An 18655-nucleotide genomic window follows, 5' to 3' on the forward strand; every position below is an offset into this window, starting at 1 on the left:
CGATGGTTTGCAGAATGGCGGCCATGACCGGCTCCCCCATCACCTGCCCAGCGCGACTTCGCCGGGATCCCGCGCGTCATGCCGGCGCCGAGCGAGCGGGCGGCGCGTGAGCAGACCGACGATCATCATCGTTCCAGGCTGGCGCGATTCCGGACCCGGACACTGGCAGAGCCTGTGGGCCGAGCGCATGCAGGGCGCCGTGCGGGTGGTGCAGGACGACTGGATCACGCCGAGCCGCGCCGCCTGGGTGGCCACGCTCGAGAAACTGGTTCTCGAGAGTCCGCAGCCGGTGATCATCGCGGCCCACAGCCTCGGCTGCATCGCGACCGCGCACCTGTCGGAAGCGGCCGCGGCGCGCATCAGCGGCGCGCTGCTGGTGGCGCCGGCCGACCCGGAACGGCGCGCCGTGCTGTCCGATTTCGCCCCCGTGCCCTACGCCAGGCTGCCGTACCGCAGCGTCGTGGTGGCGAGCAGCAACGACCCCTTCTGCCCGGTGCGGCTGGCCGGTGCCTATGCCCGCGCCTGGGGCAGCGAATTCGTTCGCATGCAGAATGCCGGCCACATCAACATCGAATCCGGACACGGCGACTGGCCCCTGGGCCTGGCGCTGCTGCAATCGCTGACGGACGAGCCGACCACCCTGATGGCCGGCCACAAGAATCCAGAAACCTTGGCAACCCTATGACTTCCAGAATCAAGACCTTCATCGGCGCCGTGGTCCTCGCCGCCAGCGGCGCGGCCTCTGCCCAGACGCTGCTCAATGCGTCGTACGACGTGGCGCGCGAGTTCTACAAGGACTACAACGCCGCCTTCGTCGCCAACTACAAGAAGACGACGGGCAAGGAGGTCAGGATCGACCAGTCGCATGGCGGCTCGAGCGCCCAGGCGCGGGCGGTGGCCGACGGCCTCGACGCCGATGTCGTGACGATGAACACCACGACCGACATCGATTTCCTGGCCAATGCCGGCGTGGTCGCCAAGGACTGGCCCAAGCGCTTCCCGTACAACGCATCGCCGACCACCTCGACGATGCTGTTCCTGACCCGCAACGGCAATCCGAAGGGCATCAAGGACTGGGACGACCTGATCAAGCCCGGCGTGCAGGTGGTGGTTGTGAATCCGAAGACCGGCGGCAACGGCCGCTACGCCTACCTGGCGGCCTGGGGCTACGTGAAGAAGAAGGGCGGCACCGACGCCCAGGCGGCCGAGTTCGTCGGCAAGCTGTTCAAGAACGTGCCGATCCTGGCCCGCGGCGGCCGTGATGCGACCACCGCCTTCCTGCAGCGCAACATCGGCGACGCGCTGATCACCTTCGAATCGGAAGTGGTGTCGATCGACCGCGAGTTCGGCTCGGGCAAGGTGGATGCGGTGTACCCGTCGATCAGCATCCTGGCCGAGAACCCGGTCGCGATCGTCGAGCGCACGGTCAACAAGAAGGGCACCGGCGAACTCGCCAAGGCCTACCTCGACTACCTCTACTCGGAAGAGGCGCAGGAAATCGCCGCCAAGCATGCGCTGCGCCCGCGCTCGGAAGCGGTTCTCAAGAGGAACGCCGCGACCTTCAAGCCGCTGCAGCTGTTCACGGTGCAGGAATTGTTCGGCAGCCTGTCCGAAGCGCAGAAGGTGCACTTCAATGACGGTGGGCAGTTCGACAAGCTGTACACGCCTGGTGCGAAGTAAATGAGCGGTGCTGCTTCATCGGCGCTGTCGTCCGCGGCAGCGCCGCTGGCGTCCGGGGGCGGGCGCGGCGTGTCGCGGCGCGTGCTGCCGGGCTTCCACATCACGCTCGGCTACGCGGTGCTCTACCTGAGCCTGATCGTGCTGATCCCGCTGTCGGCGCTGGTCTTCAAGACCTTCACCATGAGCTGGGAGCAGTTCTGGGTGGCGGTCACGGCGCCACGCGTGATGGCCTCGTACCGGCTGACCTTCGGCGCCTCGCTGATCGCCGCGCTGGTCAACCTGGTGTTCGGGCTGCTCGTGGCCTGGGTGCTGGTGCGCTACAAGTTCCCGGGCAAGCGGATCGTCGATGCGCTGGTCGATCTGCCCTTCGCCCTGCCCACCGCCGTCGCCGGCATCTCGCTGACCGCGCTGCTGGCCGGCAACGGCTGGGTCGGCCAGTTCCTGGAGCCGCTGGGCATCAAGCTGGCCTTCACGCCCGCGGGCATCGTGATCGCGCTGATCTTCATCGGCCTGCCCTTCGTGGTGCGCACGGTGCAACCGGTGCTCGAAGACACCGAGAAGGAACTCGAGGAGGCCGCGACCAGCCTCGGCGCGACCCGGCTGCAGACCTTCACCAAGGTGATCCTGCCGTCGATCATGCCGGCGCTGCTGACCGGCTTCGCGATGGCCTTCGCGCGCGCGATCGGCGAGTACGGCTCGGTGATCTTCATCGCCGGCAACATGCCGATGATCTCGGAGATCACGCCCTTGATCATCATCGGCAAGCTGGAGCAGTACGACTTCGCGGGCGCCACCGCGGTCGCGCTGGTGATGCTGGTGATCTCCTTCGTGCTGCTGCTGGTCATCAACGGGTTGCAGGGCTGGAAGCGGCGCCGCTCGGAGGCCACGCAATGAGCCCCCGCCCGGCCGCTCCGAAGGGGGCTCGCACCGCAGTGCGAAGCACGGAGGTCATCCGATGAACGCCCCGTCGAGAACGGTTCGCCGCGCACAGGCCGGCACCACCGAGTCGGCCTGGGTCCGGCGCACGCTGATCGGCTTCGCGCTGGCCTTCATGTTCCTGTTCCTGGTGCTGCCGCTGGCCGCGGTCGCGGCCGAGGCGCTGCGCAAGGGCTTCGGCGCCTACCTCGAAGCGTTGAAGGAGCCCGACGCCTGGGCCGCGATCCGCCTGACCCTGCTGACGGCCGCGATCGCGGTGCCGTTGAACCTGGTCTTCGGCATCGCCGCGGCCTGGGCCATCGCCAAGTTCGAGTTCCGCGGCAAGGCCGTCCTGACGACCCTGGTCGACCTGCCGTTCGCGGTCTCGCCGGTGGTGGCGGGCCTGATCTACGTGCTGGTGTTCGGCGCCCAGGGCTGGTTCGGCCCCTGGCTGCAGGCGCACGACATCAAGATCATCTTCGCCGTGCCCGGCATCGTGCTGGCCACCGTGTTCGTGACCTTCCCGTTCATCGCGCGCGAACTGATCCCGCTGATGCAGGCCCAGGGCACCGACGAAGAGCAGGCCGCCATCGTGCTCGGCGCGACCGGCTGGCAGACCTTCTGGCGCGTGACCTTGCCCAACATCAAGTGGGGCCTGCTGTACGGCGTGATCCTGTGCAATGCGCGCGCGATGGGCGAGTTCGGCGCGGTGTCGGTGGTCTCGGGCCACATCCGCGGCCAGACCAACACCATGCCGCTGCACGTCGAAGTGCTCTACAACGAATACCAGTCGGTGGCCGCCTTCGCAGTGGCTTCGCTGCTGGCCATCCTGGCGCTGGTCACGCTGGTGATCAAGTCGGTCATCGAATGGCGCCACGAGCGCGAGATGAAGGCGATCGCCGAACTGCCGCCCGAGCGCCCGACGCCGGCGACCTGAAAGAGAGAAACTATGACCCCCACACTTCGCACTTCGTGTCTTCGCTGCCCCCCGAGGGGGTGCGTTTCGCCTTGGGGCGGCCCGGCGGTGAAACCATGAGCATCGAAATCAGAAACGTCAGCAAGCAGTTCGGCGATTTCCACGCCTTGCGCGATGTCAGCCTGGACGTCGCCTCGGGCGAGCTGGTCGCGCTGCTGGGCCCCTCGGGCTGCGGCAAGACCACGCTGCTGCGCATCATCGCGGGCCTCGAGACGGCCGGTGCCGGCAGCATCCTGTTCGCGGGCGAGGACACCACCGACGTGCATGTGCGCGAGCGACAGGTCGGCTTCGTCTTCCAGCACTACGCGCTGTTCCGCCACATGACGGTGTTCGAGAACGTGGCCTTCGGCCTGCGCGTCAAGCCGCGCGGCCTGCGCCCGAGCGAGGCGCAGATCAAGTCCAAGGTGCACGACCTGCTCAAGCTGGTGCAGCTCGACTGGCTGGCCGACCGCTATCCGGCGCAGCTGTCGGGCGGCCAGCGCCAGCGCATCGCGCTGGCCCGTGCGCTGGCGGTCGAGCCCAAGGTGCTGCTGCTCGACGAGCCTTTCGGCGCGCTCGACGCCAAGGTGCGCAAGGAGTTGCGCCGCTGGCTGCGCCGGCTGCACGACGAGCTGCACGTGACCAGCATCTTCGTCACCCACGACCAGGAAGAGGCGCTCGAAGTGGCCGACCGCGTGGTGCTGATGAACAGCGGCCGCATCGAGCAGGTCGGCTCGCCGCAGCAGGTGTGGGACCATCCGGCCAGCCCCTTCGTCTACGGCTTCCTGGGCGACGTGAACCTGTTCCACGGCCGTTCGCTCGAGGGCGAGGTTCAGGTCGAAGGCATTCGCCTCGACACCCGCGACCAGCAGGGGCTGCGCGACGGCAAGGCGCTGGCCTATGTGCGGCCGCACGACCTCAGCGTCGAGCGTTACGCGCCGGGCGCCAGCGGCATCGTTGCGACCCTGAGCCGGGCGATCGTGGTCGGACCGATCGCGCGGCTGGAACTCGAACCGGTCGAATCGAATCCAGATAATCCGGGCTCCGGAACCATCATCGAGGCGCAACTCCCTGCGCAACAGTTCCGGGACCTCGCATTGCGCGAGGGCGACAAGGTGGTCGCCACGCCGCGCAAGGCGAGGGTGTTCGTAGAGGATTGGGTTTCACCTTGAATGTGATCGACTGGTATTTCGGTGCGCCGCGGCGCGCCCTGGCTTTGATCAGCCTGGCTTGCATCGCGATGCTCGCCTTCGGCATGTACCTGCAGCACGTGGTCGGCCTCGAGCCGTGCCCGATGTGCGTCGTGCAGCGCTATGCGCTGGTGCTGGTGGCCGTCTTCACCGGGCTTGGCGCGGCCAGCGGCGGCAAGGCGTTGCGGGTCGTCGGCATCTTGCTGGCCCTGGTCGCGGCGCTGGGCGGCGCCTACACGGCGGCGAGCCAGAGCTGGCTCCAGTGGTACCCGCCCGAGGTCGTCTCGTGCGGCCGCGATATCTACGGAATGATCGAGACCTTTCCGCTGCAGCGCGCGCTGCCGATGATCTTCCGCGGCGCCGGCGACTGCTCGCAGGTCGACTGGACCTTTCTCGGCCTGTCGATCGCCAACTGGTCCTTCATCGCGTTCGCCGTTTTCACCGTCCTGCTGCTGGTCCTGCTGTTCCGCCGCGCTCCCGCCCAGTCCGCGTTCAGAACAGCCTACTGACCTCCGCGGCCGGCGCGCAGCCAGGCCCGTTGGTGAAACACCGAGGAACCGGCTTTGCCGGGCCTCTGGTGTTGCCCCCGGTAGGGGGTGGGCGCCCGACACGAAGTGCGGGCAACCTGGGGGCGAGCTCAGAGCGGCAAGGTGTCGAAGGCCGCGTAAGCCGTTGCCAGCCAGGTCTTCACGCGCTGGCGCTCGAGCAGCCCGAGCGCGTGCGGACCTTCGCGGTCGTTGACCGCCTTCCAGAAGCTCGTGTTGCGCGCGTCGATCTTGCGCATGCTGGCATCGTGCAGCCGGGGCAGGGCGATGACGCGGGCACCATGGACGGTCGCCTTGCTCAGAGACTGCGATGCGAGCAGCAGGCCGAAGTCGTTGCCGCGGCCGTAGTTCTGCACCACGATGTAGTTCGGCTGGTCGCCGAAGGTGTCGATCAGCGTCCCCAGCAGGTCGCTCGAATCCTTGCCGTCGTCGAGCACATGCCAGAAATTGACCGCCACCCCGAGTTCGGCGAAGACGTCGAACAGGTCGGATTCCTTGATCCAGCGCGACAGGGGGGCCAGCGTCTGGGCCGCCAGGTCGACGATCACGCTCTGCTGCGGGTTGGTTTCGAATCCGTTGACCACGGTGTCCAGACCCTCGAAGCTGTCGACCACGACCGGCGAGGCAAAGCCTTCATAGAAGCGGGTGAAAGAGCTGTGCGAACGGTCTGTGTCGAAGCCCACGAAGGGCCGGCTGTGGTCGATGAAGTGCTGCGCCAGGACCCGCGCCGTGACCGATTTGCCGACACCGCCTTTTTCGCCGCCGATGAAATTGATGGAGCTCATGAGGTTCCTGCCAGAGTGGGGTGAAAACTGCGAATCATTCTAGGGGGCCGGATTGCGCGCAGCGCCACGCGGCCGAGTCGTGGGAGAGCAGTGGAATTGCACAATTTATTATGCAAATAGGAAAATTGCTCATTTAATTAATCAAAGTTTGATTTTGGGCCAGGGTTCGCACAAAATGCTTGGCATATGGAACATATGCACAACATAGTGCGCATGACGACCTTGGCCAGCATCGGCGGATTCCTGCGCCAGGCGCGCAAGGATCGCGCCATGACCGTGTCGGAACTGGCGACCCGGGCTGGAATCTCCCGAAACACCTTGGGTGCGCTGGAGGCAGGGCGGGGCAACGTCGAGCTGAACACGCTGCTGGCACTGCTCCGGTGCCTGGAACTCGAGATGCAGTTCCTTCCGCTGTCGGTGGCCGACCTGGCCCGATTCGGCGCCGACACCAAGCCCACGGGTCTGCAGGACGAGGTGCGCCGCCTGATGCAGACACCGCCGCGGCGGCGCCTGCCATGAGCGCCGCCCGGCCGCCCGAAGGCGCTCGCACCGCAGTGCGAAGCACGGAGGTTGCCTTATGAGCGCCGCCCGGCCGCCCGAAGGCGCTCGCACCGCAGTGCGAAGCACGGAGCTTGCCTTATGAGCGTCGTCCGTTCGCTGCGCATCCGGCTTGGCAAGACCGACGTCGGCTCGCTGTTCGGACTCGACGACGGCCGGGTGTACTTCAGGTTCGACGATGCCTATGCGAAGAATCCGTCGCGACCCGTGCTGTCGCAGCTCTACGTGATGGCGCCGGCCACCGAGGGCAGCGCCGAAAGGGTGTCACAGGCCCTTGCCGAGGCCGAGGCCGCCACGGTGGCCCAGCTGCTGGACCCGGCGCTCGACGTCAACCGCGGCGATGGCAAATTCGGTCTGCCGCCCTTCTTCCAGAACCTGCTGCCCGAAGGGCCGCTGCGCAAGCAGCTGATCGCCGACCTCGGCCTGCAGGTCGACGACGAACTGGGGCTGCTCGCGGCCTGTGGCGGCGACCTGCCGGGCGATGTCCGCGCAGATGCGGAAACACTCGACGAGCCGGCCCTGGGCCGATTGATCGGCCAGAGCCGCGACAGCTACGAAATGAGTTCCGGCCAGATCCCGACGCCGCAGCAGACCTCGATTTCGGGTGTCCAGCCCAAGGTGGCGCTGGTGGCGGGCGGCGGCCCGGGTCGCTATGTGATGCGTTCGAGGCAGTCGGACCGCAGGCATTTCATCGGCAAGCTGCCGACCGGCGAATACGACCGGCTCCCCGAAGTGGAATACAGCGCGCTGACGCTGGCGGCAGCGGCGGGCGTGAACACCTGCGAGTTCTCGCTCGAGCCTTTGTCCGCGATCGCCGACCGGCTTCCCTACGCGCTGCAGAACGACGAGCGCAAGTTCCTGCTGGTGTCGCGTTTCGACCGCGACGCGCCCACCGACACGGGGCGCCTCCACATGGAGGATTTCGCCCAGGTCACGGGCACGCCGTCGGAATACAAGTACGCCGGCACCTACGCCGCGATCGGCCTGCTGCTCAAGCGCCGCTCGGCCAGGGGCGAGGCCGACGTGGCTGAGCTTCTGCGCCGCATCAAGGTCTCGGAGCTGCTGGGCAACTACGACGCGCATCTGAAGAACTTCAGCCTGATCTATCCGGCCGGGCAAGCCAGGCCCGAGCTGTCGAAAGCCTACGACATCGTTGCCTACGGTGCGTACTTCATGGGCTCGGGGCATGGCCTGAAGTTCTTCCCGCAGCAGGCACCGCGCACGCTGCTGACACCAAAAACGCTGCGCGAGCTCGCCAACATCTGGGACATTCCGGAAAAGCAGTTGCGCGAGGTGGTGGCGCACTGCGTCGACCGGGCGATGCGCAGCTGGCCAGGCCTGCTGCGCACGCTGCCGTTGTCCGCCGCGCATCGCGCGCGGCTGGTCGAGCACATCCAGGCCAACGCGAGTGTCGTGGCCTGGCGTCGGCGCCACCCGGACGCGGACGGGTTCGACCCCGCCCCCACGCTGCCTTGGGGCGGCCCTACTTCGGCACCATCGAAAAGAACGGCCCGAGGCTCCCCAGGAACCAGTTCTGGCTGAAGTCGAGCGCGGCGCGGCGGTACCGCTCGTCGGCCTGCGCCGCCAGCAAGTCCAGCCGGGCCACCACCTTCGACAGTTCGCGGTCGACCAGCAGGTTGCGGCCGCGCTCGCTGATCTCGGTGGCCAGCAGCAGCGGCTGGCCGTCGGGGCCGGTCTTCGAGCCGATCAGCCAGAGCGAGATCTCGAAGTTGCGCGCCGCCCGGAAGCTGTTCTCGGCGCTGACCGCGTCGAGCATGTTCTGCTCCCAGGTGTTGCCGTTGGCCTGCTTGAGCAGCGCCGCCCAGCCGACCACCAGCGCCGCGACACGGTCGCCTTCGAAAGGCTTGGGCGCGGTCTCGAAGGCCAGCCGGATGGCATCGATGCCGTAGGCGCCCTGCAGCTGGGGCAGCGGCGTGTTGTTCGAGATCGCGTCCCAGGTGCGCTGGATCGCCTCGTCGGCGCTGCCGCACCATTTGCGCCATTCGCGCGGGTTGCGGCGGTAAAGCGAGAGCTGCACCCGCCGCACCGACTGCAGGTTGTCGCGCAACGCGAGGTTGGCGATGCGATTGGCGCCGGTCTGGAGCCATTCCTTGCTGGCGTAGGGCTCGGCGCGATCGGTCGAGGCGCAGCCCGCCAGCGCCAGGACCGTCACCCCACCGCCGATGAGCCACGCGCGGCGGCCGAGGGGCGGGGAAAGAGGGGAAACGCGCATGGTCTGCACGTTATCATCCTCGCCTCAGGTGGCGGCCTGGCCTGGGGGTGTCGGCCGCCGGAATCTGCTTACAAATCAACACCTTGGCACCCAACCTTGGCAAAACAACTGGCTTAGGGCCGACCTGACGTGCGTCTCAATTCCATCAAGCTTTCGGGCTTCAAGTCTTTCGCCGAACCCACCAATTTCCTTCTGCCCGGCCAGCTGGTCGGGGTGGTCGGTCCCAACGGCTGCGGCAAGTCGAACATCATGGACGCCGTGCGCTGGGTGCTCGGCGAATCGCGCGCCTCCGAGTTGCGCGGCGAGTCGATGCAGGACGTCATCTTCAACGGCACCACCACGCGCAAGCAGGCCAGCCGGTCGAGCGTCGAGCTGGTGTTCGACAACGCCGACCACCGGGCCGGCGGCCAGTGGGCCCAGTTCGCCGAGATCGCGGTCAAGCGGGTGCTGACGCGCGACGGCAATTCGAGCTACTACATCAACAACCAGCCGGTGCGCCGCCGCGACGTGCAGGACGTGTTCCTCGGCACCGGACTCGGTCCGCGCGCCTACGCGATCATCGGCCAGGGCACCATCAGCCGGATCATCGAATCCAAGCCCGAGGAACTGCGCCTGTTCCTCGAGGAAGCCGCCGGCGTCTCGAAGTACAAGGAACGCCGCCGCGAGACCGAGAACCGGCTCGGCGACACGCGCGAGAACCTGACGCGCGTCGAGGACATCCTGCGCGAACTCAATAGCAACCTCGAGCGGCTCGAGAAGCAGGCCGAGGTGGCGGCGCGCTACAACACGCTCACCGGCGACGCGACGCGCAAGCAGCACCAGCTGTGGTTCCTGAAGCGCAGCGAAAGCGAGGCCGACCAGGCCAAGGTCAAGGCCGATGCCGAGCGCGCAATCAACGACCTCGAGTCGCGCACCGCCGACCTGCGCCACATCGAGGCCGAGCTCGAGACCATCCGCCAGGCCCACTACGCGGCCGGCGACCATGTCAACCAGGCCCAGGGCAAGCTGTACGAGGCCAGTGCCGAAGTCGGCCGGCTCGAGGGCGAGATCCGCTTCGTGGTCGAGGGCCGCCAGCGGGTCGAGCAGCGGTTGGTGCAGCTGCGCGAGCAGATGGCGCAATGGAACGCGCGCCGCGAGGATGCCGAAGCCGAGATCGAGACGCTGGCCGGCCAGGGCGTGAACGCCGAGGAGCAGTCCGAATTGCTGGCCGCCCAGCTCGAGGAGCACGACGCCCGCATGCCCGAGCTCGAGGACGCGCAGCAGCGCGCCCAGAACGAGGCCAACGCGCAGCGCGCCACGGTGGTCCAGGTGCAGCAGCAGATCCAGGTGCTGGCCGCCGACCAGCGCAACATCGAGGAACAGAGCCGCCAGCTCAACCAGCGCGCCGAGCGGCTGCGCACCGACCAGAACGCGCTCGCGGCGCCCGACGAGGCCCGCCTGCGCGACCAGCAGGAGCAGCTGGCCATGGCGCAGGAGGCCGCCGCCGAATCCGATGCCCGCCTGCAGGAACTGCAGGAAGCGGTGCCGCAGCTGGACGACGACCGGCGCACGCGGCAGCAGGCCGTGAACACCGAAGGTGCCCGGCATGCGGAACTCTCGGCCCGGCTGGAGGCGCTCAAGGCGCTGCAGGAAAAGGTCAAGACCGACGGCAAGCTCGCGCCCTGGCTGGCCAAGCACGGACTCGAGAGCCTGCAGGGCCTCTGGAGCCGGATCCACATCGAGCAGGGCTGGGAGAACGCGCTCGAATCCGCGCTGCGCGAGCGCCTGGGCGCGCTCGAAGTCAGCCGGCTCGACATGGTCCGGGCTTTCGGTGGCGATGCGCCGCCCGCCAAGCTGGCCTTCTACTCGCCGCCGATGGCGGCCGTGCCGCAGGGTCCGTCGACGCTGCCGCGCCTCGCGGACCTGCTGCGCCTTGGCGATGCCGGCCAGCAGGCGCTGCTGGCTGAATGGCTGCACGGCTGCTTCACCGCCGCGACGCTCGAGGAGGCACTGGCGCAGCGCGACAAGCTGCAGCCGGGGGAGGTGATCTACGTCCAGAGCGGCCATGGGGTCACGGCCCACAGCGTCAGCTTCTACGCCCCCGATTCGGAACAGGCCGGCTTGCTGGCGCGCCAGCAGGAAATGGAGAACCTGGAGCGCCAGCTGCGCGCCCAGACCCTGATCGCAGACGAGTCGCGCACCGCCCTGGCGCGCGCCGAGGCGGCGTAYGGCGATGCCGCGCAGCGGCTGGTCACGGCGCGGCGCGAGGCCGCCGAGACGCAATCGCGCGCGCACGAACTGCAGGTCGAGACGCTGCGCCTGTCGCAGCTGGCCGAACAGACGCGGGCCCGCAGCGAGCAACTGTCCAACGACCTCGGCGAGGTGACGGCCCAGCTCGAGGATCTGCAGGAAAGGCGCATCGCCGCCGAGTCGCGCTTCGAAGAGCTCGACATGCAGCTGGCCGACAGCCAGGAGCGCCACGCGCAATTGGACGAACGGGTCATCGAGGCCGGCCGCGCGCTGACGGCCAGCCGCGAACAGCACCGCAGCCTCGAACGCCAGGCCCAGGAGGCGACCTTCGCCCAGCGCACCCTCGAAGCCCGCCGCGCCGAGCTGAGCCGCGCGATCGAGACCGCGACCCAGCAGAGCGTCGCCTTGACCGACGAAGACGAGCGCGCACGCGCCGAACTCGGACGCCTGTCCGACGCCGCGGCACAGGCCGGCCTGCAGGATGCGCTGTCGCTCAAGCTCGAGCGCGAGACCGCGCTGGGCGCGGCGCGCAGCCAGTACGACGACCTGACCCTCAAGCTGCGCGCCAGCGACGAACGCCGGCTGCAGCTCGAGCGCGAGCTCGACCCGCTGCGCCAGCGCATCACCGATTTCCAGCTCAAGGAGCAGGCCGCCCGGCTGGGCTTCGAGCAATACCAGCAGCTGCTGGCGGACGCCGAGGCCGATCTCGAGGCGGTCGCGCTGTCGATCGAGACCGACAAGGTGCGGCTGACCGGCCTGCAGAGCGAGATCGATCGGCTCAACCGCGAAGTGGCGGCGCTCGGCGCGGTCAACCTCGCGGCGCTCGACGAACTGGCGGTGGCCAGCGAGCGCAAGACCTTCCTCGATGCCCAGTCGGCCGACCTCAACGAGGCCATCGGCACGCTCGAGGACGCGATCCGCAAGATCGACGCCGAGACCCGCGACCTGCTGGGCGGCACCTTCAAGATCGTCAACGAGCATTTCAGCCGGATGTTCCCGGAGCTGTTCGGCGGCGGCAACGCCAGGCTCATGATGACCGGCGACGAGATCCTCGACTCCGGCGTCCAGGTGATGGCGCAGCCGCCGGGCAAGAAGAACCAGACCATCCACCTGCTGTCGGGCGGCGAGAAGGCGCTGACCGCGATCGCGCTGGTGTTCGCCATCTTCCAGCTGAACCCGGCGCCGTTCTGCCTGCTGGACGAGGTCGACGCGCCGCTGGACGACGCCAACACCGAGCGCTATGCCAAACTCGTCACAGCCATGAGCCGCGAAACCCAGTTCCTCTTCATCAGCCACAACAAGATCGCGATGGAAATGGCCGAGCAGCTGATCGGCGTGACCATGCAGGAGCAGGGCGTCTCGCGGATCGTCGCGGTCGACATGGAATCGGCCGTGTCGATGGTCGAGGCGGCTTGATGACCCCCACGCTCCTCACTTCGTGTGTCGCTGCCCCCCGAGGGGGCCGCAGGCCGCCTTGGGGCGGCCCGGCGCCGGCCTGGGCGACCCCCACGCTCCTCACTTCGTGTGTCGCTGCCCCCCGAGGGGGCCGCAGCCGCCTTGGGGCGGCCCGGCGGCGTCTGATGACCCCCACGCTCCTCACTTCGTGTGTCGCTGCCCCCCGAGGGGGCCGCAGCCGCCTTGGGGCGGCCCGGCGGCGTCTGGTGACCCCCACGCTCCTCACTTCGTGTGTCGCTGCCCCCCGAGGGGGCCGCAGCCGCCTTGGGGCGGCCCGGCGGCGTCTGAGCCGGTGCGGTCCATGAGCAATCTCACCGTCGCCCTCGCCATCCTCGGTGGACTGGTTCTTGCCACCGTGGTCGGCTACAACACCTGGATGTCGCGCCGCAATGCGCCGAAGCAGCCCGATGCGCCCGACAGCGCGCCGGCCGAGGCCGAAGCCGGACCCAAGGGCGAACTCGAACCCGTGCTGCACATCGATCCGCACCAGGTGCCTGGCCACGAACGGCATGAGCCCCTGTTCGACCCCGACCTGCCGGCGCCGACCGCGCTGGCCACGCCCTCGTCCGAGCGGCGTGGCGGCCTCGATCCGCTGATCGATGTGATCGCCCCCGTGTCGCTCGATGGCCTGGCCTCCGGCGACGCCGCGATCGCGGCCATGCCCGCGACCCGGCGTGCCGGCAGCAAGCCGGTGGCGGTCGAGGGGCTCAACGAGTTCACCGGCGAATGGGAGCCGGCGGTGGCCGGCCAGCGCTACGGCGCGTTCCAGGTCGGTGTCCAGATGGCCAACCGCACCGGTGCGCTCAACGAGATCGAGTACTCCGAGTTCGTGGTCAAGGCCCAGGCCTTCGCCGACGCGGTCAATGGCGCGCCGGAGTTTCCGGAGATGCTCGACGAGGTGGCGCGGGCCCGCGAGCTCGACCAGTTCGCCAGTTCGCACGATGCGCAACTGAGCTTCGTGCTGCGCGCGCGCCATGCGGCCTGGAGCCCGGGCTACGTGCAGCAGAACGCCGCGCGTCTCGGCTTCGTGGCCGGCCTGATTCCGGGCCGCATGGTGCTGCCGGCGGGCGAGCACGGGCTGCCGCCGATCCTCGGCCTGTCCTTCGACACCCAGGCCGCGCTGGCCGACGATCCGGCGCAGTCGGCGATCCGCGAGCTGACGCTGAGCCTCGATGTGCCGCAGGTCGACCGCACCGAGCGGCCCTTCGAGCGGATGCGCGAGGCGGCTGCTGCGCTGGTGCGCGAGATGGACGGCGTCGTCACCGACAGCGACGGCCAGCTGCTGCGCGATGAGACCATGGACGCGATCGGCGTCGACCTCGAACAGCTCTACGACACGCTCGATTCGCGCGATCTGTCGGCCGGCTCGCCGCTGGCGCGCCGATTGTTCAGCTAGCCGGAGATTCCCATGACGACGCGTGAAGACGCGGTGAAGGAAGCCGCCGCGCTGAGCGAGCAGTTGCACCGCCATGCCCATCTCTACTACGTGCTCGACGCGCCCGAACTGCCGGACGCCGAGTACGACAGGCTGTTCCGGCGCCTGCAGGCCCTGGAGGAGGAATTCCCCGCGCTGCGCACGCCCGATTCGCCGACCCAGCGCGTCGGCGGCAAGCCGCTCGACGGCTTCGCCAAGGTGCGCCACAAGGTGCCGATGCTGTCGATCCGCACCGAGACCGACATCACGCCCGCCGGCGCCAGCGCCTTCGACGCGCGGGTGCGCAAGGAGCTGGGGCTGGCCGAGGACGGGCCCCAGGTCGAGTACGTCTGCGAACTCAAGTTCGATGGACTGGCGATCAACCTTCGCTACGAGAACGGCGTGCTGGTGCAGGCCGCCACCCGTGGCGACGGCGAGATCGGCGAGGAGGTGACGCAGAACATCCGCACGGTGCAGCAGATTCCGCTGCGCTTGCGCGGCGAGGCATCTGCGATTCCCCCGGTGGTCGAGGTGCGCGGAGAGGTCTACATGCGGCGCGATGATTTCGACGCCCTCAACGAGCGCCAGCGCGAGAAGATCGCCGCCGGCCAGAAGAACGAGAAGGTCTTCGTCAATCCGCGCAACGCGGCGGCCGGCGCGGTGCGCCAGCTCGATCCGGCGATCGCCGCCCGGCGGCCCCTGAGCTTCTTCGCCTACGGCCTGGGCGAGGTGACGCCGCCGGAGCAGGGCGGGCCGGTGCACCCGACCCAGTTCGATTGGCTGCAGCAGTTCAGCGCCTGGGGCTTTCCGGTGGCGGCGCAGACCGCGCGGGCCCGCGGCGCGATCGAGCTGATTGCCTTTCACGAGACCATCGGCCGCCAGCGCGACGCCTTGCCCTACGACATCGACGGCGTGGTCTACAAGGTCGACAGCCTCGAGCTGCAGCGGCAGCTGGGCTTCGTCTCGCGCGAGCCGCGATGGGCCGTGGCGCACAAGTACCCGGCGCAGGAGCAGCTCACCGAGGTGCTGGCGATCGAGGTGCAGGTCGGACGCACCGGCAAGCTGACGCCGGTGGCCAAGCTGGCGCCTGTGTTCGTCGGCGGCGTCACGGTGACCAACGCCACCCTGCACAACGAGGATGAGACCCGGCGCAAGGACGTGCGCGTGGGCGACACCGTGATCGTGCGGCGCGCCGGCGACGTGATCCCCGAGGTGGTCGGCGTGCTGCCCGAGAGCGCGGCCCGGCCCGAGGCCGAGCGCGGCCCGGTCTTCACGATGCCGCACCAGTGCCCGGTCTGCGGCTCGGATGCGCTGCGCGAGGAGGGCGAGGTCGACTACCGCTGCACCGGCGGCCTGTTCTGCGCCGCGCAGCGCAAGGAGGCGATCCTGCATTTCGCGGCCCGGCGCGCGCTCGACATCGAGGGCCTGGGCGACAAGCTGGTCGAGCAGCTGGTCGACGCCGACCTGATCCGCACGCTGCCCGACCTGTACAAGCTCGGCTTCACGACGCTGGCCGGCCTGGAGCGCATGGCCGACAAATCCGCCAACAACATCGTCGAGGCGCTCGAGGCGTCGAAAAAGACCACGCTGCCGCGCTTCCTGTTCGGCCTCGGCATTCGCCACGTGGGCGAAAGCACGGCCAAGGACCTGGCGAAGCATTTCGGCAAGCTCGACGCGATCATGGATGCGAGCGAGGAACAGCTGCTCGAAGTCAACGACGTCGGGCCGGTGGTGGCGACCAGCCTGCGGACCTTCTTCCATCAGCCCCACAACCGCGAGGTGGTCGAACAGCTGCGCGCCTGCGGCGTGCACTGGGAAGAGGGCGAGCCCGCCGCCCGCGCACCCCGGCCATTGGCGGGAATGACCTTCGTCATCACCGGCACGCTTCCTACGCTGAGCCGTGACGAAGCGAAGGAAAAACTGGAGGAAGCCGGCGCCAAGGTGGCTGGTTCGGTGAGCAAGAAGACCGACTACGTGGTGGCCGGCGCCGAGGCCGGCAGCAAGCTCGACAAGGCGCGCGAGCTGGGGGTGGCCGTGATCGACGAGGCTCGGATGCTGGAGATCCTCGCGCAGGGTTTATCCTGAGCTTTCGCGTTTCCCCGGTCAACAGCCGAGCTCGGCGGCCGTTGAAACGCCAGATTGCTCAGGAGGTCCGGATGAAGCGATTTCGTTCTGTGTCGGCCGTCATCGCCGGGGGCGTTACCGTCCTGCTGGGCGGCTGCGTGGTGCCTGGGCCTTACTACACCGGCGCGGCCTACCCGTACTACGTCGAGCCGGGTCCGGTTGTCGTGTCGCCATCGCTGTACATCGGGGCCGGCTACGGCGGGGGCGGCTACTACGGCTGGGGAGGCTACTGGGGGCGCCCGGCCTACTACGGCGGCTACCGCTACAACGGCTGGCCCGGCTACTACGGCCACGGGGGCTACCACGGTCGTCCAGGGTATTACGGCCGTCCCGGCTATTACGGCCGCGCCGGCGTTTACGGTCGCCGATAGGGCCGACCCGGCGCGTCCTCGGATCCCGGCCGCCACGATAATCCCGCGATGGCCCTCCGCGAAATCCTCAAGATGGGCGACCCCCGGCTGCTGCGCATCGCACAGCCGGTCGCCGCCTTCGACACCGACGAACTGCACCTGCTGGTGCGCGACATGTTCGAGACCATGCACACGGTCAATGGCGCCGGCCTCGCGGCGCCGCAGATCGGCGTCGACCTGCAACTCGTTATCTTCGGCACCGACGCGGTGAACCCGCGCTACCCGGATGCGCCGGTCGTGCCGCGCACGGTGCTCTTGAATCCCGTCGTCACGCCGATCGGCGACGAGGAAGAGGAGGGCTGGGAAGGCTGCCTGTCGGTGCCGGGCCTGCGCGGCGTGGTGCCGCGCTTCGCCAACATCCGCTACACCGGCTTCGATCCCTATGGCGATCCGATCGATCGCACCGTGAGCGGATTCCATGCCCGCGTGGTCCAGCACGAGGTCGACCACTTGCTGGGCAAGCTGTATCCGATGCGGATGCGCGATTTCTCGCGTTTCGGTTTCACCGAGGTCCTGTTTCCAGGCCTCGATGCCGGCGAAGACGACTGAGTCAGTTGTACTTGCCGCTGGTGCCGCCGACGCTGAAGCGGCCGGCGCCCAGGAAGGCCACGGCGAGCGCGGCGAACAGGAACATGCCTTGCAGTTCCAGGGCCCAGCCGCCGGTCTTGCCGATGACCCAGAAATCCTTGATGTGCACGAGCCAGATCGCGACCAGCATGTTGATGACCGTGATCCAGGCGGCAGGGCGCGTGTAGATGCCGGCGATCAGCAGCACCGGCGCCAGGATCTCGCCGACGTAGACCAGGTAGGCGAGCGCGCCAGGGAGACCGTTCGCGCTCAGCATGCTGGCGACGAAGCCGACGCCGTTGCTGAGCTTGGAAATGCCATGGAGCAGGATCAGGATGCCCAGGGCCAGTCGCAGGACGAACTTGCCGGTGTCATCGGAACGGATCATTTGAGATACCTTTCATTGTTTGAAACAGGCGCGATTGTGGTCGATCAGAAAGTCGTTTTCGGGAATGTGCGCCTGACGAGCGGTTCTTTGGCAGAGTTGCGCGCCGCCCCGTAAACTGCCCGCTGCCGTCATTTCGAAGACAGAAGAAGAGGATCACCGCATGAATTCACGCATCCGCCCGGCGCTCGCCGCCTTCGCCGCCACCGCCCTGGCTTTCGCTGCCGTCCCGGCCCTGGCCGGCAAGACGCTCGACGCCGTCAAGCAGCGTGGGACCGTCAAGTGCGGCGTGACCAATGGCGTGGCCGGCTTTTCGGCGCCCGACACGCAGGGCAACTGGTCGGGCCTGGACGTCGACACCTGCCGCGCCATCGCCGCCGCCGTGCTCGGCGACAGCAAGAAGGTCGAGTTCGTGCCGCTCAATTCGCAGCAGCGCTTCTCGGCGCTGCAGGCCGGCGAGATCGACATCCTGGCGCGCAACACCACCTGGACGATGACCCGCGATGCCTCGCTGGGCTTCCACTTCACGACCATCACCTACTACGATGGCCAAGGCTTCCTGGTGCCGAAGAAGATCAAGGTGACCAGCGCCAAGCAACTCAAGAACGCTACCATCTGCACCCAGGCGGGCACCACCAACGAAAAGAACGTCGCCGACTGGTTCAAGGCCCAGAACATCCCGGTCAAGACGGTGGTGTTCGAGAGCTTCGAGGCCTCGTTCAAGGCCTTCTTCGCGGGCCGCTGCCAGGCCTTCACGACCGACACCTCGGCGCTTGCGGGCCTGCGCAACAAGGAGGCGCCGAACCCCGACGACTACGTGATCCTGCCCGAGCTGATCTCCAAGGAGCCGCTGGCGCCGCTGGTGCGCCGCGGCGACGACGAGTGGTTCGCGATCGCCAAGTGGGTGCCCAACGCGTTGATCGAGGCCGAGGAGTTCGGCATCACCCAGGCCAACATCGACGAGCTCAAGGCCAGCAGCAAGGACCCGGCGCAGCAGCGCCTGGTCGGCAGCGGCGACGATCTTGGCAAGCTGCTGGGCCTCGACAAGGACTGGTCGTACCGCGCGATCAAGGCAGTGGGCAACTATGGCGAAGTGTTCGAGCGCAACGTCGGGCCGAAGTCGGTGCTCAAGCTGCCGCGCGGCTCGAACAACCTCTGGAACAAGGGCGGACTGATGTACGGATTGCCGGTGCGGTGAGCGCTGCGCGCC

General features: G+C 68.1%; 17 protein-coding genes. 14 read left to right on the top strand and 3 right to left on the bottom strand.

What is annotated here, in order from left to right:
- The first annotated feature begins 106 nt into the window (after positions 1 to 106).
- The 6 genes from AC1D2E_RS02190 (at position 107) to AC1D2E_RS02215 (ending at position 5249) form a co-directional block, all read left to right on the top strand.
- Positions 107 to 685, top strand: a complete 579-nt coding sequence (locus AC1D2E_RS02190) for an RBBP9/YdeN family alpha/beta hydrolase (RefSeq protein ID WP_478195871.1) — start codon at positions 107 to 109, stop codon at positions 683 to 685.
- A complete protein-coding gene (locus AC1D2E_RS02195) occupies positions 682 to 1680 on the top strand; it encodes a sulfate ABC transporter substrate-binding protein (RefSeq protein WP_478195872.1) in 999 nt (332 codons plus the stop codon). Before AC1D2E_RS02190 ends, AC1D2E_RS02195 begins: the two co-directional genes overlap by 4 nt.
- Positions 1681 to 2574: a sulfate ABC transporter permease subunit CysT gene (cysT, locus tag AC1D2E_RS02200; protein ID WP_478195873.1), complete on the top strand. Its 894-nt coding sequence runs from the start codon at positions 1681 to 1683 to the stop codon at positions 2572 to 2574.
- A 61-nt stretch (positions 2575 to 2635) separates the two neighbouring features.
- On the top strand, positions 2636 to 3532 hold the full coding sequence (cysW, locus tag AC1D2E_RS02205) for a sulfate ABC transporter permease subunit CysW (protein ID WP_478195874.1): 897 nt from the start codon (positions 2636 to 2638) through the stop codon (positions 3530 to 3532).
- 95 nt (positions 3533 to 3627) lie between these two features.
- The gene (locus AC1D2E_RS02210) at positions 3628 to 4722 is read left to right on the top strand and encodes a sulfate/molybdate ABC transporter ATP-binding protein (protein ID WP_478171577.1); all 1095 of its coding nucleotides are present in this window, start codon (positions 3628 to 3630) and stop codon (positions 4720 to 4722) included.
- A 2-nt stretch (positions 4723 to 4724) separates the two neighbouring features.
- Complete coding sequence (locus tag AC1D2E_RS02215; protein WP_478195924.1) at positions 4725 to 5249, top strand: disulfide bond formation protein B; 525 nt, start codon at positions 4725 to 4727, stop codon at positions 5247 to 5249.
- A gap of 128 nt (positions 5250 to 5377) precedes the next feature.
- On the opposite strand, the gene AC1D2E_RS02220 is transcribed toward AC1D2E_RS02215, so the two are convergent.
- Positions 5378 to 6070 (bottom strand): P-loop NTPase family protein, encoded by a 693-nt coding sequence (locus AC1D2E_RS02220; protein ID WP_478171578.1) that lies wholly within the window; start codon positions 6068 to 6070, stop codon positions 5378 to 5380.
- Positions 6071 to 6283: 213 nt separating this feature from the next.
- On the opposite strand from AC1D2E_RS02220, the gene AC1D2E_RS02225 reads away from it, so the two are divergent.
- Together AC1D2E_RS02225 and AC1D2E_RS02230 are read left to right on the top strand one after the other, a co-directional pair.
- Positions 6284 to 6589: a helix-turn-helix domain-containing protein gene (locus tag AC1D2E_RS02225; RefSeq protein WP_478195875.1), complete on the top strand. Its 306-nt coding sequence runs from the start codon at positions 6284 to 6286 to the stop codon at positions 6587 to 6589.
- A gap of 120 nt (positions 6590 to 6709) precedes the next feature.
- A complete protein-coding gene (locus AC1D2E_RS02230) occupies positions 6710 to 8170 on the top strand; it encodes a type II toxin-antitoxin system HipA family toxin (protein ID WP_478195876.1) in 1461 nt (486 codons plus the stop codon).
- On the opposite strand, the gene AC1D2E_RS02235 is transcribed toward AC1D2E_RS02230, so the two are convergent.
- Positions 8112 to 8861, bottom strand: a complete 750-nt coding sequence (locus tag AC1D2E_RS02235; protein ID WP_478195877.1) for a hypothetical protein — start codon at positions 8859 to 8861, stop codon at positions 8112 to 8114. The genes AC1D2E_RS02230 and AC1D2E_RS02235 overlap by 59 nt on opposite strands.
- A 129-nt stretch (positions 8862 to 8990) precedes the next feature.
- Here AC1D2E_RS02235 and smc point away from each other — a divergent pair, with 129 nt between their 5' ends.
- The 5 genes from smc to def all read left to right on the top strand — a co-directional run bounded on the left by smc (position 8991) and on the right by def (position 17042).
- Positions 8991 to 12506: a chromosome segregation protein SMC gene (gene smc / locus AC1D2E_RS02240; protein ID WP_478195878.1), complete on the top strand. Its 3516-nt coding sequence runs from the start codon at positions 8991 to 8993 to the stop codon at positions 12504 to 12506.
- Positions 12507 to 12846: 340 nt separating this feature from the next.
- Complete coding sequence (locus AC1D2E_RS02245; protein ID WP_478195879.1) at positions 12847 to 13941, top strand: cell division protein ZipA C-terminal FtsZ-binding domain-containing protein; 1095 nt, start codon at positions 12847 to 12849, stop codon at positions 13939 to 13941.
- A gap of 12 nt (positions 13942 to 13953) precedes the next feature.
- The gene (gene ligA / locus AC1D2E_RS02250) at positions 13954 to 16044 is read left to right on the top strand and encodes an NAD-dependent DNA ligase LigA (RefSeq protein ID WP_478195880.1); all 2091 of its coding nucleotides are present in this window, start codon (positions 13954 to 13956) and stop codon (positions 16042 to 16044) included.
- Between the two features lie 137 nt (positions 16045 to 16181).
- Positions 16182 to 16454, top strand: coding sequence for a hypothetical protein (locus tag AC1D2E_RS02255; RefSeq protein WP_478195881.1), 273 nt, complete (start codon positions 16182 to 16184; stop codon positions 16452 to 16454).
- Between the two features lie 48 nt (positions 16455 to 16502).
- Entirely contained in the window at positions 16503 to 17042 is a 540-nt protein-coding gene (def, locus tag AC1D2E_RS02260) for a peptide deformylase (RefSeq protein ID WP_478195882.1), read from the top strand.
- A gap of 1 nt (position 17043) precedes the next feature.
- Here def and AC1D2E_RS02265 read toward each other — a convergent pair whose 3' ends face one another.
- Entirely contained in the window at positions 17044 to 17448 is a 405-nt protein-coding gene (locus AC1D2E_RS02265) for a DoxX family protein (RefSeq protein WP_478195883.1), read from the bottom strand.
- Between the two features lie 160 nt (positions 17449 to 17608).
- On the opposite strand from AC1D2E_RS02265, the gene AC1D2E_RS02270 reads away from it, so the two are divergent.
- On the top strand, positions 17609 to 18643 hold the full coding sequence (locus AC1D2E_RS02270) for an amino acid ABC transporter substrate-binding protein (protein ID WP_478195884.1): 1035 nt from the start codon (positions 17609 to 17611) through the stop codon (positions 18641 to 18643).
- Positions 18644 to 18655: the final 12 nt, after the last annotated feature.

This window comes from Variovorax sp. P1_H2, from assembly GCF_056405295.1.